At 68.7% G+C, this 20,112-nt stretch carries 19 protein-coding genes and 1 pseudogene; 11 read left to right on the forward strand and 9 right to left on the reverse strand.

Features of this window, described 5'->3' with window-relative positions:
• Positions 1-100: 100 nt before the first annotated feature.
• Positions 101-979 (reverse strand): LysR family transcriptional regulator, encoded by an 879-nt coding sequence (locus tag E4V01_RS01975; RefSeq protein ID WP_060769044.1) that lies wholly within the window; start codon positions 977-979, stop codon positions 101-103.
• 90 nt (positions 980-1,069) lie between these two features.
• Between E4V01_RS01975 and E4V01_RS01980 the strand changes: the two genes are divergently transcribed.
• Positions 1,070-1,720 carry a cysteine hydrolase family protein gene (locus tag E4V01_RS01980; RefSeq protein WP_135297217.1) on the forward strand — a complete coding sequence of 217 codons (651 nt, stop codon included), beginning with the start codon at positions 1,070-1,072 and terminating at the stop codon, positions 1,718-1,720.
• On the opposite strand, the gene E4V01_RS26055 is transcribed toward E4V01_RS01980, so the two are convergent.
• The 3 genes and pseudogenes from E4V01_RS26055 to E4V01_RS01990 all read right to left on the reverse strand — a co-directional run bounded on the left by E4V01_RS26055 (position 1,644) and on the right by E4V01_RS01990 (position 3,194).
• Entirely contained in the window at positions 1,644-2,435 is a 792-nt protein-coding gene (locus E4V01_RS26055; protein ID WP_245517388.1) for an MFS transporter, read from the reverse strand. The two genes, E4V01_RS01980 and E4V01_RS26055, sit on opposite strands and share 77 nt — an antisense overlap.
• Positions 2,410-3,024: pseudogene (locus tag E4V01_RS26060) on the reverse strand (MFS transporter); the annotation flags it as partial. The gene E4V01_RS26055 and the pseudogene E4V01_RS26060, both read right to left, overlap by 26 nt.
• Positions 3,021-3,194, reverse strand: coding sequence for a hypothetical protein (locus E4V01_RS01990; RefSeq protein ID WP_245517390.1), 174 nt, complete (start codon positions 3,192-3,194; stop codon positions 3,021-3,023). The pseudogene E4V01_RS26060 and the gene E4V01_RS01990, both read right to left, overlap by 4 nt.
• A 122-nt stretch (positions 3,195-3,316) precedes the next feature.
• On the opposite strand from E4V01_RS01990, the gene E4V01_RS01995 reads away from it, so the two are divergent.
• Entirely contained in the window at positions 3,317-3,766 is a 450-nt protein-coding gene (locus tag E4V01_RS01995) for a substrate-binding domain-containing protein (protein WP_245517392.1), read from the forward strand.
• 182 nt (positions 3,767-3,948) lie between these two features.
• Here E4V01_RS01995 and E4V01_RS02000 read toward each other — a convergent pair whose 3' ends face one another.
• Positions 3,949-7,839: a glycosyltransferase gene (locus E4V01_RS02000; RefSeq protein ID WP_193763130.1), complete on the reverse strand. Its 3,891-nt coding sequence runs from the start codon at positions 7,837-7,839 to the stop codon at positions 3,949-3,951.
• Positions 7,840-8,497: 658 nt separating this feature from the next.
• On the opposite strand from E4V01_RS02000, the gene E4V01_RS02005 reads away from it, so the two are divergent.
• On the forward strand, positions 8,498-9,391 hold the full coding sequence (locus E4V01_RS02005) for a hypothetical protein (protein ID WP_135297220.1): 894 nt from the start codon (positions 8,498-8,500) through the stop codon (positions 9,389-9,391).
• 431 nt (positions 9,392-9,822) lie between these two features.
• Here the strand turns inward: E4V01_RS02005 and E4V01_RS02010 are convergent, their stop codons facing one another.
• From E4V01_RS02010 to E4V01_RS02020, 3 genes are all read right to left on the reverse strand, one after another.
• Positions 9,823-10,593: an anti-sigma factor gene (locus E4V01_RS02010; protein WP_135297221.1), complete on the reverse strand. Its 771-nt coding sequence runs from the start codon at positions 10,591-10,593 to the stop codon at positions 9,823-9,825.
• A gap of 85 nt (positions 10,594-10,678) precedes the next feature.
• Positions 10,679-11,242, reverse strand: coding sequence for a sigma-70 family RNA polymerase sigma factor (locus E4V01_RS02015; protein ID WP_135297222.1), 564 nt, complete (start codon positions 11,240-11,242; stop codon positions 10,679-10,681).
• Between the two features lie 320 nt (positions 11,243-11,562).
• Positions 11,563-12,867, reverse strand: coding sequence for a murein L,D-transpeptidase (locus E4V01_RS02020; RefSeq protein WP_060769051.1), 1,305 nt, complete (start codon positions 12,865-12,867; stop codon positions 11,563-11,565).
• A 284-nt stretch (positions 12,868-13,151) separates the two neighbouring features.
• On the opposite strand from E4V01_RS02020, the gene E4V01_RS02025 reads away from it, so the two are divergent.
• The 6 genes from E4V01_RS02025 to E4V01_RS02050 all read left to right on the forward strand — a co-directional run bounded on the left by E4V01_RS02025 (position 13,152) and on the right by E4V01_RS02050 (position 18,664).
• Positions 13,152-13,565: a hypothetical protein gene (locus E4V01_RS02025; protein ID WP_135297223.1), complete on the forward strand. Its 414-nt coding sequence runs from the start codon at positions 13,152-13,154 to the stop codon at positions 13,563-13,565.
• Positions 13,566-13,644: 79 nt separating this feature from the next.
• Positions 13,645-14,703 (forward strand): DUF1775 domain-containing protein, encoded by a 1,059-nt coding sequence (locus tag E4V01_RS02030; RefSeq protein WP_135297224.1) that lies wholly within the window; start codon positions 13,645-13,647, stop codon positions 14,701-14,703.
• Positions 14,704-14,813: 110 nt separating this feature from the next.
• A complete protein-coding gene (locus tag E4V01_RS02035; RefSeq protein ID WP_135297225.1) occupies positions 14,814-15,338 on the forward strand; it encodes a copper chaperone PCu(A)C in 525 nt (174 codons plus the stop codon).
• Positions 15,328-15,975 (forward strand): SCO family protein, encoded by a 648-nt coding sequence (locus tag E4V01_RS02040; RefSeq protein ID WP_135297226.1) that lies wholly within the window; start codon positions 15,328-15,330, stop codon positions 15,973-15,975. The genes E4V01_RS02035 and E4V01_RS02040 overlap by 11 nt, the downstream gene beginning before the upstream one ends.
• 142 nt (positions 15,976-16,117) lie before the next feature.
• Complete coding sequence (locus tag E4V01_RS02045; protein WP_135297227.1) at positions 16,118-16,474, forward strand: hypothetical protein; 357 nt, start codon at positions 16,118-16,120, stop codon at positions 16,472-16,474.
• 42 nt (positions 16,475-16,516) lie between these two features.
• Positions 16,517-18,664: a TonB-dependent receptor gene (locus tag E4V01_RS02050; RefSeq protein ID WP_135297228.1), complete on the forward strand. Its 2,148-nt coding sequence runs from the start codon at positions 16,517-16,519 to the stop codon at positions 18,662-18,664.
• 87 nt (positions 18,665-18,751) lie between these two features.
• Here the strand turns inward: E4V01_RS02050 and E4V01_RS02055 are convergent, their stop codons facing one another.
• Positions 18,752-19,258, reverse strand: coding sequence for a GNAT family N-acetyltransferase (locus E4V01_RS02055; RefSeq protein WP_060769057.1), 507 nt, complete (start codon positions 19,256-19,258; stop codon positions 18,752-18,754).
• Between the two features lie 165 nt (positions 19,259-19,423).
• Here E4V01_RS02055 and E4V01_RS02060 point away from each other — a divergent pair, with 165 nt between their 5' ends.
• Both E4V01_RS02060 and E4V01_RS02065 read left to right on the forward strand, forming a co-directional pair.
• A complete protein-coding gene (locus E4V01_RS02060; protein WP_060769058.1) occupies positions 19,424-19,666 on the forward strand; it encodes a type II toxin-antitoxin system VapB family antitoxin in 243 nt (80 codons plus the stop codon).
• Positions 19,667-20,068 carry a type II toxin-antitoxin system VapC family toxin gene (locus E4V01_RS02065; protein WP_060769059.1) on the forward strand — a complete coding sequence of 134 codons (402 nt, stop codon included), beginning with the start codon at positions 19,667-19,669 and terminating at the stop codon, positions 20,066-20,068.
• Positions 20,069-20,112: the final 44 nt, after the last annotated feature.

Here is a 20,112-nt window from a genome sequence, read left to right on the forward strand (position 1 = left end):
CGCTGCCGGCCCGCAGCCCGGGAAATGCTGGATCGTGGAGACGCGATCCCCTTCAATCCGAGGGAGCATTCTCGATTGCGGCCCCTCGAAGCGCAGAAATTCATTCGACGCGAAATCGCTCATCGTGTTCGAACGCCGCGGTGAGACGTTCGGCGACCAGCCTGACGGCCGGTGCGCGGCGCGTATCCTGGTGCTGCGCGAGCCAGATCTCGCGCCGGGGCAGCGGGGCCTCCCACGGCACGCGCCGCAGCCGATCGTCCGTGGGTCCGACCATGAATTCCGGTAGCAGCGCGATCCCCATCCCGGCGAGGGCCGCCGTGAGCTGACCGGCGACATCGTCGATCCGGACGGCGAGACCGTCGCGGCCAGCCTGCTCGATCAGCCAGCGCTGCTGCGGCAGAGCGTCGAAGCGCTGCGAATAGCCGATGAACCGGCGGCCGGCCGTGCGGAGATCGTAGGTCCCGGCTGCGAAGAGGGCGAAGCGCATGATCCCGAGGCGCCTGCGGGTGTGCGATGCCTCTTCCGGCCGCGTCAGGCGGATCGCCAGATCGGCCTCGAGGCGGTCGAGGGAGACGAGCGGAACGGCACTGGCGATGCTCAGCACGATGCCCGGATGCTCCGCTCCGAGGGAGGCCAGCGCCGGCACGACGACCGCGCTGGCGAGGCCTGGGGTCACGGCCACGACGACTTCGCCCGAGAGCGCCTGCCGAGCTCCCTTCGCCCGCCGGATCAGGGCTACGGCGTCGTCGGCCATGCGGGCGGCCAGACCGCCGAGTTCCCGCCCCTCAGCGGTTAGGACCGCGCCGGTCGCCATGCGATCGACGAGGCGCAGGCCCAGCACCGTCTCGAGCCGCGTCAGGCGGCGGCTCACCGTGGCATGGCTCACACCGAGCCGACGCGCCGAGGCCAGCATCGAGTCCTCCATCGCCACCACATGCAGGATGCGGAGGTCGTCCCAGTCGAGATCGCGTGCGGCCATGGATGCTCGTTTCTGCGCAGGACTTGACCGTCGTTGCGCGTTTCTGCGCACCCGTCCAGCCGCTACCACGGTGTGCGCAAGGAGAACCCCATGCCCAAGTTCCTGATCGCCACCGCATTTCTCGCCGCATCCACCGGCAGCGCGATCCCACGAACCCTGCTCGAGATCGCGGCCGCTGCGCCCCCGTCGTTCGACCGGGACCGTGCTGCGCTCGTCATCATCGACGCACAGCGAGAGTATCGCTCGGGCGTGCTGCCGCTGACCGGTTTCGATCCGGCGCTCGCCCGGATCGCGAGCCTGCGGGACTGGGCCCATTCCCATGGCGTGCCGGTGATCCATGTCCGGCATGTGGCTGGTCCCGGCTCGGTCGCCTTCGCAGAGGGGTCGGCCGGCGCGGAAATCGTTCCCGAACTAACCCCTGCACCGGGCGAGATTGTCGTCACGAAGCGGTTGCCCAATAGCTTCGCGGGAACCGATCTGGAGGCCGTCCTGGCCCGGGACAGGCGCAGCCTGCTCGTTCTCACCGGCTTCATGACCCACATGTGCGTGGAGGCGACCGCGCGGGCGGCCCTGGATCGGAGCTACACGAGTTTCGTCGTGGCCGACGCGACGGCGACACGCGACCTGACGGCCCCCGACGGCGCCCTTCTCCCGGCCGACGAGGTCAAGCGCCATGCCCTGGCCGCCATCGCCGATCGCTTCGGATGGATCGTCTCCAGCCGCTGGATCGGCGCCCGGTAAGCCGGTCCGATCTCCGGCCATCGCCGATCCAGGAATCCCGATAACGAGAGCGTCGGGCTAGAGCATCGTCCCGAAAGGTGGTTGCCGGCTTTCGGAAAAAAGATGATGCGAAAACAAGAGCCTCAAGCATGGCCAGGACACCGAGGCCGCTCGCGGCCGCTCCGGCCCCGACGAAGGCCGTAGCGCTGACATCCCAGGCCGCGATGACCCCGCCTCCGAGCAGCGAGCCTAGGGCGATGCCGGCGTTGAACCCGGCGATGTTGAGGCCCGCTGCCGCGGCGAGCGCCCGGGACGCATGACGCCCGGCAAGGCCGATCACCCGCGCCTGCAGGGCCGGCACCGCCGCGTAGGTGAGCGCGCCGAGAAGCGCGACGAGGATCGCCATCGGGATGACGAAGGAGGCCAGAGCTCCGATCATGGCCAGCACGAGGACCAGACCGGCGAGGATGAGCGCCACCGTCCGGTCGGGCCCGAACCGGTCGGTCAGCCGCCCGCCGAGGCCGTTGCCGATCGCGGCCGCGACGCCGTAGGCGAGCATCAGCGCGCCGACATGGGCGGGTGCGAGCCCCGTCACGTCGATCAGAAGCGGCGCGATGTAGGAGAACAGGCAGAACGAGCCGGTGTAAGCCAGCACCTGTGACGAGGGCTGCCCCAAGCAGCCGACGGTCGAGCAGGGCCCGCAGGCCGATCCAGGCGTCACGGGGCGCTCCGCCATCGGGGGCCGGCGGCATCAGCACGGCGAGGCCGAGGAGACCGGCGACCCCGCACGCCGCCACCGCCCAGAAGATCGCCTGCCACGTCCAGATCCCGCCCAGGAACGTGCCGAGCGGCACGCCGAAGGCGAGCGCCAGGGTCAGGCCGCCGAAAACCGTCGCCACCGCCGCGCCGGCCCGCTCGGGCGGGACGAGCCGCGTCGCTGCGCTCGATGCGACGGCGAGGAAGACGCCGTGCCCGAGCCCCGATCCGAAGCGGGCCGCGAGCAGCGTCGGCAGGCTCGTGGACAGCGCGACGGCGACATTGCCGCGGGTGAACACCGCCATCGCCGCGAGCAGCAGGCGCTTGCGCGGCCACGAAGCGGCGAGCGCCGTTAGGACCGGCGCGCCGATCGTGGCGCCGAGGGCGAAGGCCGCCACCGCCCCACCGATCGCCTCGACCTCGACCCGCAGGCTCACCGCGATGGCCGGGACGAGGCCGATGGTCACGAACTCGGTGAAGCCGAGCGCGAAGGCCGACAGCGCGAAGGCGTAGACGACGGGCGGCATCGCGCGCACGGGGGCGCCTCCGGTGACGGTGGCGCGGCTCATCGGCCCGCCTCCGCGAGCGCATCGAGGGTGAGCCGGGCGGTGAGCGCGGAGGAGGCCGGGTTCTGCCCGGTGACGAGGCGGCCATCGGCGCGCGCGAAGAGCTGGAAGTCGGCCGCGCCCTCGTAGCGGGCGCCAAGGTCGCGCAGGCGGGTTTCGAGAAGGAACGGCACCCGATCCGCGAGGCCGACCGACCGCTCCTCACTGTCGGAGAAGGCGGTGACGCGCCGGTCCCGGACAAAGCCGGCGACCGCGCATCTACGCCGCGCTCGATGAGGGACAGGCCGAGCTCGCCGTGACCGCCTCCGCGCCGGACGCCGAGCGCCACGGCTTCGCCGCACTCGACCGCGAGCGCCTGCTGCTGGTGGCGTCGCCCGCATTCGCCGCGCGACTGAAGGCGCGGGACGTGACGGCGGCGCTGCTCGGGGAGCATCCCTGTGTCGCCTACGACGAGACCCTGCCGCTGATCCGCCCGTTCTTCGACGCGGTGTTCGGAACGCCGCCGCATGGGCAGGCGACGGTCACCGCTCCGGACCTGCGCATCCTGCTCCGCATGGCAGCCTCGGGCATGGGTTGGGCCGTGCTGCCCGACGATCTCTGCGCCGAGGCGCTCGCCTCGGGCCTGCTCGTCGAACTGCCGACGGGGCGACCGGGGCCGGACAACCGTCTCTACCTGGCCTGGAACCGCGGCGCGCTGCGCCATCCGCGCGTCGTCCACGCCCGCGACCGGCTGCTCGCCACGTGAGCACAGCCTTGAGATCCCGGCGCACGAGAGGATCGTTGAGTTGGGAGCGAGAACGCGTCCTGGTGCTTGGACGGCGAACGGCCGGACGAGGTTCAAACCTCCGGAACGCCGGCCATGGACCGGCCGACGAAGGCCCGGCCTCCAGGCTCACAAGGACCGACCGGGTCGGAGACTTGCCGGCTTCACAACATCCGTGAGCGGCCATACCCGGCGTGGGAAGCGGATGCCGCATCACCCGACGGCGCGAGCAGCCTGTCGTAGAGGGCGATCAGATCCTCACCTTGATCCGCCGCCGTCCGGGGCGGGTGCGCGGGTTGCGGTGGGCTCGCACGGAACCGCTCGGGATCGGCATCGATCCGCTGGAACACCGCGCGCAGCCCGTCCGGAGATGTGACATCGACCCGGAAGCCGTTGACGCCTTCCTCGATATCCTCCCCGATCGCACCGAGATGGCTTGCCACCACCCACAACCCCGCTGCCCGCGCCTCCCGCGTCACCAGCCCGAAACTCTCGGGCCAGAGCGAAGGAGCGAGCAGCACATCCATTTCGGCATAGAGTTCGCCGATCTGCTCCTGCGGCACCTTGCCGACGATCCGGACGGCGGTGGCGCCCCAGGTCTCCTCGCCGACGTAATCGGTCGCCAGGGCGTGATCGACGAGGGTCAGGCTGAGGTTCTCGAACCGGCCCGCCCGCAGGATTGCCTCGATCAGGATCGCGCCCTTATGCGCCGTGCGGCCACCGATATGGCCGAGGCGCACGCGGCCGGTCGGGCTCTCCCGCCGTGCGCTCGGCGTCAAAGACGAGACGCCGTTCGGGATCGCGATCGTCTGGGGGAAGCCGGCCTTGCGATAGATGTCGGCAAAGGATTCCGACACCGCGGCGATGGCCGCCGCCGAGTTGAGCACCCGCGCCAGTCCGCGGCGGCGGGCGATGGAGCCGGTCGGGGTGACGGAGCGGCTCGTCGCGTCGGCGAGGAGGTCGGGCGACGGCATCTGCACCAGCCCGTCTTCGTCGATGAGGAACTGGAAGTCGGAGATCCACCACGCGTCGTGAACGGTGACGACGTAGGGAATGCCTCTGGCGCGCACCGCCTCGACCACGCTGGCGGTTAATTGCTGCACGCAGTGGACATGAACGAGATCGGGCTCGAAGCGGTCGAGCAATGCCTCGAATTCCAAGCGGACGCTCGGGTTGAAGGGGCGCCAGTCCATGTTCCGCTCGCGCGGCGTCGCGATGCGGAAGACGGGGATGCCGCGGTAGGCATCGATGCGGGTCCGATAGGGAGGCTCGACCTCCATATCGGACGCCGTCACCGCGAGTTCGAACCGGTCGGCTGCATGATCAAGGATGTGGTCGATGTTGTCCCGGACGACCCGGGTGGCGCCCCCGACGGTCTGAGGCGGGAAGTAGACGTTGACCACCAGGATGCGCGGCCGACCCGCGCGGCGCTTCCGCATGTCGGATCCCGCTGCGGTCGCCGACGGACGCGCATCCCCGGCAGTAAGATCGGCCCATGCCTCGGCGGAGGTCGCACGGGCATCCGACGTCGTATCGGCCGACCGCCGGAGCTTCGGAGGCGGGGCAGCGAGGATTCCCCCGAGAACCTCGACGGCGGCGTCCAGCCCGTAGGACGCCAACGCCTTGTCCCGCGCCCGATCCCCGATCCTTCGGCGCAACACGGGATCGTCGATCAGCGTGGCGAGCGCCTTCGTCCAATCCTGAACTGTTTCGGCCAGAAGGGCATCCTGCCGATCGTCCAGAATCTCCCGGTAGGTGCGCGTCGCGCTGACGATCGAGGGGATGCCGCACATGGCGGCCTCGAGCCACTTGATCTCGCTCTTGGCGTCCGCAAACGGGCCGGGTGCGAGAACCGCGAGGTTGATATCCGCCCCCGAGAGCGCCTCCCAATAGGCTGAAACGTCGTCGGTGAAACCGAGCTGGCGCACACGATGAGCGAACCGCCGGAAGCCCGGGCCAAGGCGCAGATAGCCGGCAATCACGAGCCGGACATGCGGATGCCGCTCCATGATGGCGAGAAGCGCCGGCGCGGCGAAGTCGTTGAAATCCTTGTTATGCGCCCGCGTGCCCGATCCGTAGAAGACCGTCAGCGCCGCGGCCGAAACGGGTGCGTGGGGGCGCCTCAGGAAGGGAAGGTTTCGCGTATCGAGGCCGTTGCGCAGGACATGACAGACCCCTGAGCGGACGAGCGGGCGCATCCGCTCGGCCAGAGCCGGCGTGGAGGCCAGGCCAATGTCGCAGGCCTGCATGGCGTAGCGGAACAGCGGCACGCCGTATTGCAGATCGACGTATTGCTTCGGCGTGATCTGTCCCTCGAAGCTCTCCAGGGGATCCGGGAACAGCGCCGCATCGAAGACGATGTCGTCGATCTCATAAATCGTCGGCAGGCCGAGGGCGCGCGCGTAGAGGATCGCGTGCAGGACGCCGGGAAAGGCCGCCACGCGGTAGAAGATGACCGCCGATGCCCTGTCGATCGCCGGGCGGCAATCGGCGGCCTCGTCTTGCCGGAAGACCTCGACCGTCCAGCCGCCATGCTCGAGCTGCTGGATCTTCTGCACGACGCGGTAATGATCGCATTGCGGAAGGTCGCGGTTGGCGACGATGACGATATGTCCGTTCGCCGGAACGGCAAGCGGTGCCGGCAGCGGATCAACCGCCGCAATCAGGCTTCCGATCTGGTCGAGGCAGGCGGTGAGACGATCGTCCGCTTCCTTCCGCCGGCCGGCGGCGTAGTGGGTCCGCGCCTCCTCGCTTGCGCGGGCGAAGGATGCCACGATGGCGCGGTGTGCGGCAGCGCGCCAATGCGGATTGGCATGCCAATCCGCGGCCGAGCGCCGGACGCGGTCGAGCGCCTCTGGTAGGTTGCCCGGCCGCGCGAGCAGGCCGTCGATGGCGTGGATATGGCTCCACACGACGGCGCCCGGCACGTCCGCCGCATTCACGAAGGCGCGCGCCGCATCGTTGGTGCGGTTGAGCCTGAGAAGCGTGTCGCCGCGCCGATGATGGAGGCGGCCGGAGACGAGACCGGCCTTGAGCGCCCGGTCGAACGCCTCCTTGGCCGCGGCAGCGTTGCCACGGAGGAGATGGTACTCACCGATTCTTTCGAGCAGTTGGGCCGAGCAGGCCTGTCGCACGGCCTCCAGCTCCCAGAGCTGAAAGCCCGTATCGATGAAGTGCCGCAGGGCATTCAGCCGCCCGGGCGGCGGCGGAGCGATACCCTCGGTCAACAGAGAGCGGTAAGCCGCCTCGTCGAAGCTCTCGGGAAAGCGTTCCTCCCCGAGCAGCCGGACCAGCGCCGCGGCCTCGCTCGCAGGCTCGCCCCTCTGGATGCCCTTGCCGAGCCAGTGACGGTACAGATCTGCATCGCTGGTGCCGGCCGACGAATCTGGATTGTTCGAGCGATAGAAATTGGGATCGAAGCGCAGGCGCAGCGAAATCGGGGCGAGCCGCTCCACTCCTTCCGTCAGGAAGGCGACCAGCCCTTCCATGCGGGAGGCGGGTGGGTGTGTCAGCCACCCCTCATTCAGCAACGCGAACTCGTGGAGCACGAAGAGGTCGAGCCACGCTCCCGGCAGGACCCGCGCGGCGACCAGAAGATGGACGAAGCTTTCGGCGGGGCGGCGCCCGTTCAGGGCCGCGCCGGAAGCGAGCATGCGTTCGTATTCCTGCTCGAAGGCCGACAGATCGGCCCCGTGAGCACGCCCCTCGAAGCGTCCGAAACGCAGATAATGCTCTCTGAGCTGCCACGGCTCGGTCAGGCCAGCCAGATCGTCGTAGAGCGCACGGTAATGCTCGGGGATGAAATCGATCGGCAGCGCTCCCTCTTCGGCTTCGAGAGCGGCGACCAGAGCGGCCGCATTGGGGAAGCGGCCTTCGGCCCGACCATGCTTGAGGTAGTGCTGTTTGAGAACCTTGCTCTCGTCCCCGAGGATCGCGAGGTCGGGATAGTACCGGCGGTAGAAGGTGGGATCGAAGCCGCCTCCCTTCCCTACCTCGGATATCCGTGGGTCGAACTGCCGGGAGATCGCCCTGGCTCCGACCTGCTTCGAGAGCATTTGCAAGCTACGCTTGAACAATGTCAGCAACCTCGTGCACAGCCCAGTCGGAACGTCTCGGGGTGATCGTGGACGGATCCTCCGTCTCGGGCACAGCCTCTACATCGGTGGGCCGGCATCGGTTCGATCGTGCAAGACGGAATGGCGGTTCGGCCGCGCCGCCGCTCTCTGGCGGGGCGAAGGCACGGAGTCAGGGGCAAAAACCCGACGATCAGGTCGATTGCGGGGTCATTCTGGAATCCAGGCGCGGCTGCAGGTCCGCCTGCCGGGGAGAGGCTCGGCGCTTCGCCCACACCGCTCTGTATGACGTCCACGTCGGATTGCCGGGCCCCGCATGCTGCCTCCCGCACTGCACCAAACGCAGCAGTAGCCGGAGGGTCGAGCATGAGCAATCCTCATCCCCATCACAGGCCCGCCACCCGGTACCGACGGATACGGCAGGGACCGGCCCACCCTTCTCCCACGGATGAGGCGCGCTATCGAAACTCGCAAGACCTCTACGCCCCTCGGAGCGGCTTGTATCGCTCTCCGCCTGACAGTGTGAAGCGAGGCTGGGCTTCCAAGCCTGTGGCCTCCACTATCAGATGATTGCAACTGCGCTGGCGTGGCGGGTAACGTCAAAACCTGCGATCGGCTGAATAGGTGAGGCTTCCGCGACATGCATTCCGGTTTCCTGTCGCTGGACGCGTTCCTGAACCGTCGGTCCACGGACCGGCGCCTCGCCCGCCTCACGCACGACGTTCCGCTGCCGGAGGCACGGGGCATCGAGTTCGGGCCGGCGAACAACCCGACGGCGCTGCCCGAGGGCATCCGTGTGGCGTATGTCGACCATGCCACGGACGCCGAGGTCGGGCTGCCGGATGCTGTAACGATCGACTATGCCTGGGCGGGCGGGGGCTCACTGGCGGCAGTGATCGGGCAAGAGGGGCTCGACTTCGCCATCGCTGCGCAGGTGGCGCAATACGTGCCGAACCTGCTCGGGTGGTTCCGCGGCATTCACGCCGTTCTGCGGCCAGGCGGGGTATTCAACCTTTCGCTGCCCGATCGGCGCTTCATGTTCGATGTAGGCCGCACCAACAGCACCATCGCCGAACTGGTCGAGGCGGATCTGCTGGACTACACCCGTCCGAGCCTTCGCCAAGTCTTCGCCCACACCTACGAGGCACTGGCCGTCGGACCCGGCGAGATCTGGGCGGGAGAGGACCCGGCCCAGGCAGCGCGGCTGTGCGGCGACGCCGCGCTGGCTTTGGCCTACAAGCAGGCTGGCGACACCTTCACGTCAGGCCGCTATCAGTCGTGTCATTGCTGGGTGTTCACGCCCCTCACCTTCCTCGACGCCGTCGAGGCGGCCGCGCGACTCGGTCTGTTCCCCTTTGTGCTGAATCAGATCGCCGCGGCGGAGCCGGGCGGGTTCGAATTCTACGTCTCGATGCGGCGCGACGCCGAGTCCGATCCGCAGGCGCTTCGCAGCATGCAGGAGGGCGCCATCGCCCATCTGCGCGGAGTCCTGAAACGGCAGCAACGCACGGCAAGATTGCTCGCAACCATCTGAGCCTCTTGTCGCTGACCGCATCGTACCGGGGGCGGTCATCAGGGGGGCGATCCAGAGCGCAATCATCGGAGCCCAATCGCCTGGCGACCGCGGGCTGAAACGCTTTCCGGCGATCAATTGGGCTCATGGCCCGGCGCCGGCGCCCTGTTTCACGCTGCCGGTCGGGGCCGAAGTTGAGCCGGACGGCTGCGTCTGACCAGAAACCGGCCGGCAGCGCGGGGCAGATCCCTCAGGACAGGGACGAGCCCGCCTCATTGCGGTTGCCCAGAGCATCATCCCGAAAGGTGGCTGCCGGCCTTCGGAAAAGGACGATGCTCTAAGCCAAAAGAAAACCGGGTGTTTCGGCCTGGATCGATCCAAGACGAAACACCCGGCGCTTGTTCTAGGGTCGCTCGCCGCCGAGGAACTCGGCGGCCGCGTTCGGGAAACCCTTACTTCCGGATCGCGGCAAGGCGGGCGGCCGCGGCGTGTAGGGCCGGGTTGTCGTGCGAGCCGCTCAGCGCGTAGGCCGTGCCTCCGGTCCGCCAATAGGCGGTCGTCCCGTCGCTCGAGCGTGCAACCGGCTCCGTCCCCTCGGACATGGGCGCGCCACTGCTGTGCTTGGCGAACAGGGCGAGTTCGCCGATCTCGGCCGATTGGATCGAGACCTCGATCCCCGTGCCGCTCCGGCTCGGGAAGATCTGCACGTCCCGGACGATCCACCCCTTCGGGAGAGGCGGCAGATCGACACCGGTCGCGGCTTCGAGATCGGCCGGATCGTAGGCCGAGGCCATGGGCTGGCTGGTCGTGCGGGCGCGGATCTGCACGGCCTCGCGGGCCTGCTTCGCTTCCTCGGCCAGGGACGGATCGATCGGCGAGGCGAAGGAGCCGGGAACGCCGAAGCTGCCGCTCTCGGTGTGGGCGAGCCAGCCAGCCCCGACCAGGACCACCACCGCCGCCGCCCGGCGCAGGCGGGAGCGAACCCGCTGCCACGCGAAGGCGCGGTCGATCCGGCGAGCGCTGGAGCGCAGCCGCTCCGGCGGCAGGCTCGGCACCGGCAAGAAGGCTTCGCGCAGGGCGTCGCGGTCGCGCAGGTCGGCCATGACCTGCAAGGCGTCCTGAGGATTGCGCGCGAGATGCGCCTCGACCTCGACCCGACGCATCGGCTCGAGTTCACCATCGACATACGCGATGAGTTCGGTTTCCGTAACCGGATCGATCATCAGCCCACTCCGACTGCCCTGCTTGCCCACCGTCGAACCTCTTCGTTTTCCGGTGTCTTTGGTTGTTAACGGCTCAACAGGGTCATCAATTCCCACCGACGACGCGCAGATGTGCACGACCACGGTCGGGACCATCGTCGGAGGAGCCGGCGGTGGTCTTGCTCTTGCGGCCGCCCTCCTCGAAGGCGCGCAAGGCCGCCCGGCCGCGGCCGAGCCGCGACATCAGGGTCCCGATCGGGATTCCGAGCACGGCCGCCGCATCGGCATAAGCCATGCCTTCGAGCGTCACGAGGTGGAGCGCGGCGCGCTGCTCCTCGGGCAGTCCTTCGAACGCCTTGCGGATCTGCATGAGCCGCACCTGCCCCTCTTGGGCCGGCGGTGCCACGTCGTCGGAGAGCTGCACCAGCACATCGGCGTGGCGTGCCTCGACGCGTTTGCGGCGCTGCTCATCGATGAAGACGTTGTGCAGCACCGTCATCATCCAGGTGCGCAGGTTGGTATCCGGCCTCAGGTTCGCGCGCGATTCGAGGGCGCGAACCATGGTATCGTGGACGAGGTCATCCGCTTTCAGCGAATCCCGCGTGAGCGACCGGGCGTAGCGCCGCAAGGGCACCAGCAGGTCGACGATTTCGGAGCGTTTCGAGCGCATTCTGTCGGCCACCATAATCCGTTGACGGCTGGCCCACGCCTTTAATCCGGCGCCTCGTTCTTTTTTTCGAAAAAATTCGCGCGCTCCGGAAACCGGGCGCTCGTCACGACACGCGGCCCTGCGGCGAGAGAGCCGCGCGCGGGTTCAAGCGCCCTGAAAACGCGAACAGCCCGGGCGGATGCGAGATCCGGCCCGGGCTGTTCGTATTACCCCAGCAGATGGTTCGAACGAGCCGGCGCTTGGTGTCTCTCACGAAACGCCCGCCGCGCTGTCATCGCCAGAACGAGAACGGTCAGAGACCGGGCGTTTTGTGAGGCACTCTAGTTCTCCTCGTCGCCCGGCTCGTACACTTCGGGCCGGGTCGAGGCGGCGCTGGCGACCGGCGTCGGCGCCTCGATGGTGGAGGGCACGTTCACGCCGTCGCGCTTGTAGATGTCGTCGCGGAACTGCACCGTGCCGTCCGGGGTCGCCCAGGCGGTGATGTAGGTCCAGTAGACCGGCACGGGCTGGGTCAGCGTCGCATCGATGCGCTGGCCGCTCTCCACCGCCTGCTCGACATGGGCACGGTCCCAGCCGGGCGTGTCCTTCAGCAGCCATGTGATGTACTCGCGCACGTTCTGCACGCGCACGCAGCCCGAGGAGATGAAGCGGAAGTCGTCGCCGAACACGCCGCGGGAATTGGTGTCGTGCATGAACACGCCGTGCGCATTCGGAATGTTGATGCGCACCACGCCCATGGAGTTGAAGTCGGCACCGGAATCCTGACGGTAGGTGTAGCGGGTGCCCTCGTCCGAGTTCCAGTTCACGGAGCGCGGCGAGATCTCCTGCCCCCCCGAGAGGATGCGGATCTTGTTGTCCGTGAGGTAGTTCGGATCCTTCTGCATCTTCGGGATCAGATCCTTCCTCACGATCGAGGCCGGGACCGTCCAGGTCGGGTTGAAATTGATCTGCGTCGCCTTGGTGTTCATGATCGGCGATTGGCGGTCGATCTTGCCGACGCCCGCGGCGTGCAGCGTCACGACCTGGCCGTTCTCCACCGTCTGCACCAGGGCGGCGGGGATGTTGGTGATGACGAAGCGCCGGCCGAGATCGCCCGAATAGGAGCGCAGGCGGATCACGTTGGTCTCGAGCTGGCGCAGGCGCACCTCGGCGGGCACGTTCATCGCCGCCTGGGTCGCCGGGCTCATCTGGCCGGTCTGCGACAGGCCGTGCCGGGCCTGGAAACGCTTCACGCCGGCCGCGACGTAGGAATCGTAGACGCCCGCACCGCCGGCCGTGGCATCGAGGTCGCCGGTGACGATCAGGCGCTGGCGCACCGCCGCCACCGCCGGTCCGCGGGAGCCGACGCGCAGGCCGGCCGCGCCGGTCACGTTCTGCCAGCCGCCACGGGAGACGATGGCGCGGTACTTCTCGGCCATCGCCTCGGTCGCCGCGATGGTGTCGGGCGAGAGGATCGGCGTCGAGGAGCGATGCACCTGCATGGTGGTCGGCGAGGAATAGTCCTGCGCCCACTCGGCCTGGGCGAACCCGCCCTCGCGGGCGAGCGCCGGGCCGGCGAGCACCGTCGCCGCCACGAGGGCGGCAGCGAGGGGGCGGAAGTGGGGGTGGCGCGCGCTCTGCAGCATCGATCCGGGCTCTGGATAAAGGTGCGGTCGGTGGATCCGGCCGGGAGTCATGGCTCAAACGCGAGGCGTCAAAGAACCAAGTCTCGGCCAAGTCCTCGTGCCGCGGTTGTCGCGGTCTCGTGGTTAAGAAGCCATGCCGTTCCGGGCTACATTATGGCGTCCGCGTGTGAGGGCGCACGCAGAGCGTCCAGGGATGCTCTCGGGGAGGCCTCGCCGGGGCGCGGCGGCATGGCGCCGGCCCGGCCCCTACCGGAGCGGCACGAAGCGGCGTAAGGCTCGTGTCCATGCCGAGCCCACGCCGCGACCGGACCGGAGGAGCGCCGCGCGTCCTGCGCGGGCTGACCGCCGTGGCCGCCCTCTACGCGCTGGTGCTCCAGGCCCTGCTCGGCAGCATTGCCGCCCTTCCCGTCACGGGCGCCCCCGCCTTCCTCTGCCAGCCGATCACACAACAGATCGCGGACGGAGCCGTCTCCGCCGAGGCGGCGACGGACGGGCTCCCGGGCGCGGATTCACACCACGCCGGCTGCTGCACCGCCGCGCATCACGCGCCCGCCGCCACGCTCCCGCCTCACCTCTCCGCCGAGGCCGCGCGGCCCGAGCGGGACGCCGCCCGTGCCGACTGGTTTCGCGCGCCACACCGGACGGCCCGTCCGCCACCCTTCACCCTCGCCCACGCCCGAGCCCCGCCGGCTGCCTGACCCGCCCGATCCAAACGATCCGTCGCCAAGCGATCCCTCGCCAAGCGATCCTTCGATGTCAGACAACCGGAACCGTCCCATGCCCCGCTTCTGCCTCAGCGCCCCTCTTCGCGCCGCCCTGCCGCTCGTCCTGATCGGCTCAAGCGCTGTTCCTTGCGCCGTCTTCGGCCTCGTCTCGCCCGCCTCGGCCCATGCCGTGCTGGAGCGCAAGGAGGCCGTGCCCAACGCCGCCTATCGCGGCGTCGTCCAGATCATGCACGGCTGCGACGGCCGGCCGACCACTCGCATCAGCATCACCATCCCCGAGGGCGTGACCGGGGCCAAGCCGATGCCGAAGCCCGGCTGGACGATCGAAACCGTCAAGTCGGCCTATGCCCGGTCCTACCCGTCCTTCCACGGACAGGTCTCGGAGGGCGTCACGAAAATCACCTGGAGCGGCGGCAGCCTGCCGGACGAGCAGATCGACGAGTTCACCTTCTTCGCCCGGATTTCCGACGCCTTCGCGCCGGGCGCCACGATCTACTTCCCCGTCGAGCAGGACTGCACCGAGGGCAGCTACCGCTGGAGCGATGTTCCGGCCGAGAACGGGAGCGCTCAGGCCCTGAAGGCGCCGGCTCCGGCGGTGCGGGTCATCGCCGCGCAGGGGACGACGACCCAAGCCACGGCAACGGCGGCGCCGGCTGCCCCCGCCGCGAAGGCCGGAGCGATCGCGATCGAGGCGCCCTGGCTGCGGGCGACGCCGGGCGGCGCGAAGGTCGCCGGCGGCTACGTGACGCTGCGCAACACCGGCCCCGAGCCCGACCGGCTGACGGGCGCCGCGATCCCCCTGGCGGGCCGCGCCGAGATCCACTCGATGACGACGGAGGGCGGCGTGATGAAGATGGCCCCCGTCGAGGGCGGCCTCGCCCTCGCTCCCGGGGCTGGCGTCGTGCTCAAGCCCGGCGGCTACCACCTGATGTTCCTCGATCTGAAGGACGGGGTGAAGGCGGGCGAGACCGTCGCGGGCACGCTGACCTTCGAGCGGGCCGGAACGGTGCCGGTGACCTTCACCGTGGCACCGATCGGCGCGCAAGGACCCGACAGGCAAGGACCCGGCGCCGCCGCGCCCGAGGCCGACAGCCACAAGCACCACCACTGACCGGCGACACCGCCGCGCGGGCCAGAGCCGCGATGGAGAACCGGCGCGCGGGGCTCGAGGCCCGAACTCCGCGCGCCCTCCCCTTTCCCGCTCCGAACGGAGACACGACCATGCGCCTTCACGCTTTCCCGGCCGCCCTCCTTGCTCTCGGCTTTGCCGCGGCCAGCCCGGCCCACGCCCATGACTACAAGGCCGGCCCGCTCAAGATCGGCCATCCCTGGTCACGGGCGACGCCCGGCGGCGCGCGGGTCGCGGCCGGCTACCTCACGGTCACGAATACCGGCACCGAGCCCGACCGACTCACCGGCGGCGCGATCGAGACGGCCGGGCGCGGGGAGTTGCACACGATGTCGATGGAGGGCGGCGTGATGAAGATGGCGCCGCTCGCCGACGGCCTGGCGATCCCGCCCGGCCAGACGGTGACGCTCGCCCCCAGCGGCCATCACCTGATGTTCCTCGACCTGAAGGTGCCGCTGAAGAAGGGCGAGCGGGTGAAGGGGACGCTGAGCTTCGAGCGGGCCGGGACCGTTCCGGTCGAGTTCGCCGTGGAGAGTCTGGCCGCCAAGGCCCCCGAGACACGGTCCGAGAAGGGGCCCGCGGCGCACGATCACGGGGGACACGACCATGGCCACTGAACCCGGGCCCGAGCCCCGGACGGCACCTCCCGCCTCGCAGCGGGGAGGCACGCTGATCCTCGTCGCCTTCGCGCTCGCCCTCGTCGGCATCGTGGCGGCGACGGTCGCCTTCCTGCCGCGGGGGGACAGGCCCTCTGCCCTGTCGGTGGTCGGCGGCCCGTTCCGGCTCGAATCCTCGAAGGGGGGCACCGTCGATTCGCAGGCGCTGAAGGGCAAGCCCTTCCTCGTCTTCTTCGGCTTCACCCAGTGCCCGAACGTCTGCCCGACGACCCTGGCCGACCTCGGCACCCTGCTCGACGCATTCGGGGCCCAGGGCGGCGACATCCAGGCCTACTACATCACCCTCGACCCTGAGCGGGACACGCAGGCGGTGATGCGCGAATACATGGCCTCGTTCACCGACCGGATCACGGGATTGACCGGCACGCCGCAGCAGATCGAGCGGGTGGCGCGCGACTACCGCGCCTATGTGAAGCGGGTGCCGCTGCCGGGGGGCGACTACACCCTGGAGCATACGCTGATGGTCTACATGATGGACCGCGACGGCGGCTTTGCCGGACCGCTCGACCTGAACGCGGGGCACGCCCTCGCCCTCAAGCAATTGCGAAAACTGGTTTCCGACGGCCGCAGCACCTGACCGTTTCGGCCCGCGGGTGCCGTTCCTCCCTTCCGCGGCCGACCGCATCAGAAAACAGCGTTCTCCGAAACCGGCCTGCGTTGACGTTCGAGCAAGCTTGGCCATAGCTGGCGCCATGCGAGGGCGCTTGCCGGGATGGTCCGTGTGCCGCGCGGTCATCGCCGTGGCCGCGCTCTACGCGCTTGCCCTGCAGGTCGTCCTCGGCGGAGCCTCGCTCGCCGGAAGCCTCGGCCCGCAGAACGGTCTCGTCCACATCCTCTGCGCCCCCGATGCCGGGGAGTCCGACGGCCCCCTGAAGTCGCATCCGGGCCACGGGCACCTGCCCTGCTGCCAGGCCGCGCACGCCCTGCCGAGCCTGGACGTTCCGGAGCCTGCCCACGCCATCGTGGCGTGGCCGCGGGAGCGGACCGCCCCGATCGCATGGCGGCCCGAGATCGTCGCCCTCCCTCGTGCGCCGCCCGGCACACGCCCGAACGCACGCGCCCCGCCCGTCGCCTGATCGATCGCCTCTCCCGATCCTTCAGACAACGGACGTTTCCTCATGCCTTTCCGTCACCGGGCCGTGCCGCGTGCCGCCCTGCCCTCGACCCTGCTCGTCTCCGGCCTCGTCCTGTCCGCCCCCGTCCTTGCGCAGGCGCCTCCGGAGCGCGCGACGCTTTCGGAAATCAGCGTCTCCGCTTCGCCCGCCACCGGGCTCCCCGCCGGACCGGCCGAGACCGCCGGCTCGCTCACCGTGCCGAGCGTGGCCGCGCAGCGGGCGGCGGTGAACGCCACCGTCGGCTCGGTCGCCTTCGTCGATGCGGCGACGTTCCAGGACCGCTACGCCAACACCGTGCGCGACGTGCTGAAGGACGTGCCCGGCGTGTACGTGCAGGAGCGCTACGGCCAGGAGATGCGCCTCTCGATCCGCGGCTCCGGCATCGCCCGCGGCTTCCATGTCCGCGGCATCGAACTCTTACAGGATGGCATCCCGCTCAACCTCGCCGACGGCAGCGGCGACTTCTACCAGATCGATCCGCTGAGCCTGCGCTCGGTCGAGGTCTATAAGGGCGGCAACGCGCTCACCTTCGGCGCGACGACGCTCGGCGGCGCGGTGAACTTCGTGACGCCGACCGCCTACACGGCGCTCGCGCCGAACATCGTTCGGATCGACGGCGGCAGCTTCAACACGATCCGCGAGCATTTCCAACTCTCGCGGATCTCAGGGCCGGCCGATATCCTGATCTCCGGCACCGCGACCCATTCCGACGGATTCCGCGATCACGAGACCCAGCGCACCCGCAACGTGAACGCCAATTTCGGCTACCGCCTCGCGCCGGGCGTCGAGACGCGGTTCTTCCTCGGTTTCTATGACACCGACCAGAAGCTGCCCGGCTCGCTCTCGCTGTTCAACGCGCTGAACAATCCACGCCTCGCCAACCCGGCGGCAATCACCGGCAACCAATCGCGAAAGGTCACGACGGAGCGGATCGCCAACCGCACCTCGTTCGAGCTGGAAGTCGGGCGCCTCGACCTCGATTCCTGGGCGATTCACAAGAACCTCTATCACCCGATCTTCCAGGTGATCGACCAGGACGGCTGGACCTACGGCGTCGCGCCGCGCTGGGCCGGCACGTTCGATCTCGGCGGCTTCCGCAACGACCTGATCCTCGGGCTGCGGGCCTTCGCCGGCATCAACGACGCCCGGCAGTTCGTGAACGTGGCAGGGTTCCGCGGCGCTCAGACGCTCAATGCCCGCCAGAGCGCCTCGAACTACGAGGCCTATGCCGAGAACCGGTTCTGGTTCCGGCCCGACATGGCGCTGATGACCGGCGCCAAGCTGTTCTCCTCGAACCGCACCTTCAGCGACAAGGGCGGCCTGCCGGCGAGCCCCACGGCGCGCTTTGCCAACGTCACCTACGAGGGCATCAACCCGAAGCTCGGCCTGCTGTGGCAGCCGCTGCCGGAGATCCAGGTGTTTGCCGACGTCACCCGCTCGCGCGACGTGCCCGACTTCTCCGACCTCGCACAGATGAACCTGCTTGGCACCACCTTCGTGCCGCTCGAGGCCCAGCGCGCCTGGACCTACGAGGCGGGCTCGCGCGGCCGGATCGACCGCCTCGCCTGGGACGTGACGCTCTACCGGGCGGAAGTCCGCGACGCGCTGATCAACTTCACGCCCAATCCCGGCCTGAACATCCCGGCGGCGACCTTCAACGCCCCGCGCACCCGCCACCAGGGCGTCGAGGCCGCCGTGACGCTCGACCTCGCCACCGACCTCACCGGCGTCGGCGACCGGCTCAGCCTGACGCAGATCTGGACCCATAACGACTTCCGCTTCGTCGGCGACCCGGTCTTCGGCAACAACCGCATCGCCGGCGTGCCGGTGAACGTCCTGCGCACGGTGCTGGGCTACCGGCATCCGAGCGGCTTCCATCTCGCCCCCACCCTCGACTGGGTGCCCCAGGGCGCCTTCGCCGACCACGCCAACACCCTCAAGGTGCCGGGCTATGCTCTCCTCGGCCTCCAGACCGGCATCGACTTTGCCAACGGCGTCTCGCTGTTCATGGATGCCCGCAATCTGACGGACGAACGCTACGTCTCCGACATTTCGGTGGTGACCAACGCCGCGACCGTGGCCGGCGGGCCGGTGGCGTTCTTTCCGGGCAACGGCCGCAGCGTGTTCGGAGGCGTGCGGGCCTCGTTCTGAGGGCTCGGGCCCCTCAACCGACGCCGGCTCATGGCCGACGTCGGTTGAGGGTGTGAAGCGAAGGGCTGCCCCTGTCCTTGAATGGTCTCACCACGTCCGCGCCATCATGAGCATATCCTCCGGCTTGCCGCGGATATTGAGAGCTTTGGACTTCCGACCTTCCCGCTGGAAACCCAATTGTTCGTAGAGATGGATAGCGGGCGCATTCCACGGAGCAACTTCAGCCTCGATGCGACAGAACCCCTCCCAATCCGATGTGCGGGCTATCGACGTTTCAACGAGCTTCCGACCGATCCCCTGATTGCGTCGATCTTTCAGGACCGACATGCCGAATCGAGCAGCGTGGCACGTTTCTCTTGAGCTTCCTGTCCAGAAATCCAGGAGACCCACAACGTCATCGCCATCAAGGGCCAGCAAGATAAAGCTGCGATTTGAAACGGCAGCGCGATTGATAAACTCGATGCCCTCTTCGACACCCGGAGGAGACCGGTGTGTGATGGTATCGGGCGCTTCGATCGATAGCGCTCGCATGAATGCCACCATGTCAGCAGCGTCACTTTTCATTGCGGTGCGCACGCGGATCATTGTCAGCATCAAGGCCTTTCATGCAAAGGATTGAGCTTCGTTCTACTGAGGCGTTGCCGAAGTGATCGAGGAAGGTGAATAAATCCTACAGGGTGCTTCCAGACACGGCGCCCTTTTGTATCGACGCATCGCGTGCATAGGTACATACGCGCACTGCATCTGCGGAGGGCCGCCATGCTTAGCATCAGGGATGAGGAAGTCCGGACCCTCGCTGAAACCGTCATGAAGAAATCCGGCGCGCCCAACCTCACCGCCGCGATCAAGCTTGCCTTGCAGCATGAGATCAAGCGCGCCGACGAGGCTCTCCCCCTGATCGAGCGTGTGGCTGCGATCCGCGCGGCGGCGCTGGCGAAGGCCGATCGGGCGCCCGCTCCGCCTCTGAGCGAGGACGAACGCGACGCCTTGTGGTTGCGCTGAATGTTCGTCGACACCTCGGCCGTCGTCGCCATTCTGGCCGGTGAGCCCGAGGCATCCGCCTTCGCTGCCTGTATCGAGGCGGCCGAACGCCGGGAAACCGGGCCGCATGTCCGCCTTGAGGCGGTGATCAACTTGGCGCGCATCCTCGGCCTTCCGGTCGCGGCGGCCCAGGAAATGTATGACGCCTTCCTAGAGGCGGCCGGAATCACCGTCGTCTCGATTAATGATGCCGTCGCCCGCCGGGCGGTGGCGGCCTTCGACACCTACGGCAAGGGCCGGGGCCACCCGGCGCAGCTCAATTTCGCCGACTGCCTCTCCTACGCCTGCGCCGCCACCGGCCGCGTTCCGATGCTCTTCAAGGGTCGGGACTTCCTCCACACGGACTTAGAAATCGCATCGTAGGGTGCCGGCCCAATGGGGCCTTCCGAGCCTCGAAGGCCCGTCCC

Source organism: Methylorubrum sp. Q1 (genome assembly GCF_004683995.1).
GTDB lineage: Bacteria > Pseudomonadota > Alphaproteobacteria > Rhizobiales > Beijerinckiaceae > Methylobacterium.

What these genes read in the sequence shown, in the direction of transcription:
- E4V01_RS01975 (WP_060769044.1), bottom strand. Translation starts at nt 979, where the DNA reads ATGGCCGCACGCGATCTCGACTGGGACGACCTCCGCATCCTGCATGTG.
- E4V01_RS01980 (WP_135297217.1), top strand. Translation starts at nt 1,070, where the DNA reads ATGCCCAAGTTCCTGATCGCCACCGCATTTCTCGCCGCATCCACCGGC.
- E4V01_RS26055 (WP_245517388.1), bottom strand. Translation starts at nt 2,435, where the DNA reads ATGGCGGAGCGCCCCGTGACGCCTGGATCGGCCTGCGGGCCCTGCTCG.
- E4V01_RS02000 (WP_193763130.1), bottom strand. Translation starts at nt 7,839, where the DNA reads ATGCTCTCGAAGCAGGTCGGAGCCAGGGCGATCTCCCGGCAGTTCGAC.
- E4V01_RS02005 (WP_135297220.1), top strand. Translation starts at nt 8,498, where the DNA reads ATGCATTCCGGTTTCCTGTCGCTGGACGCGTTCCTGAACCGTCGGTCC.
- E4V01_RS02010 (WP_135297221.1), bottom strand. Translation starts at nt 10,593, where the DNA reads ATGATCGATCCGGTTACGGAAACCGAACTCATCGCGTATGTCGATGGT.
- E4V01_RS02015 (WP_135297222.1), bottom strand. Translation starts at nt 11,242, where the DNA reads ATGCGCTCGAAACGCTCCGAAATCGTCGACCTGCTGGTGCCCTTGCGG.
- E4V01_RS02020 (WP_060769051.1), bottom strand. Translation starts at nt 12,867, where the DNA reads ATGCTGCAGAGCGCGCGCCACCCCCACTTCCGCCCCCTCGCTGCCGCC.
- E4V01_RS02025 (WP_135297223.1), top strand. Translation starts at nt 13,152, where the DNA reads ATGCCGAGCCCACGCCGCGACCGGACCGGAGGAGCGCCGCGCGTCCTG.
- E4V01_RS02030 (WP_135297224.1), top strand. Translation starts at nt 13,645, where the DNA reads ATGCCCCGCTTCTGCCTCAGCGCCCCTCTTCGCGCCGCCCTGCCGCTC.
- E4V01_RS02035 (WP_135297225.1), top strand. Translation starts at nt 14,814, where the DNA reads ATGCGCCTTCACGCTTTCCCGGCCGCCCTCCTTGCTCTCGGCTTTGCC.
- E4V01_RS02040 (WP_135297226.1), top strand. Translation starts at nt 15,328, where the DNA reads ATGGCCACTGAACCCGGGCCCGAGCCCCGGACGGCACCTCCCGCCTCG.
- E4V01_RS02050 (WP_135297228.1), top strand. Translation starts at nt 16,517, where the DNA reads ATGCCTTTCCGTCACCGGGCCGTGCCGCGTGCCGCCCTGCCCTCGACC.
- E4V01_RS02055 (WP_060769057.1), bottom strand. Translation starts at nt 19,258, where the DNA reads ATGCTGACAATGATCCGCGTGCGCACCGCAATGAAAAGTGACGCTGCT.
- E4V01_RS02060 (WP_060769058.1), top strand. Translation starts at nt 19,424, where the DNA reads ATGCTTAGCATCAGGGATGAGGAAGTCCGGACCCTCGCTGAAACCGTC.
- E4V01_RS02065 (WP_060769059.1), top strand. Translation starts at nt 19,667, where the DNA reads ATGTTCGTCGACACCTCGGCCGTCGTCGCCATTCTGGCCGGTGAGCCC.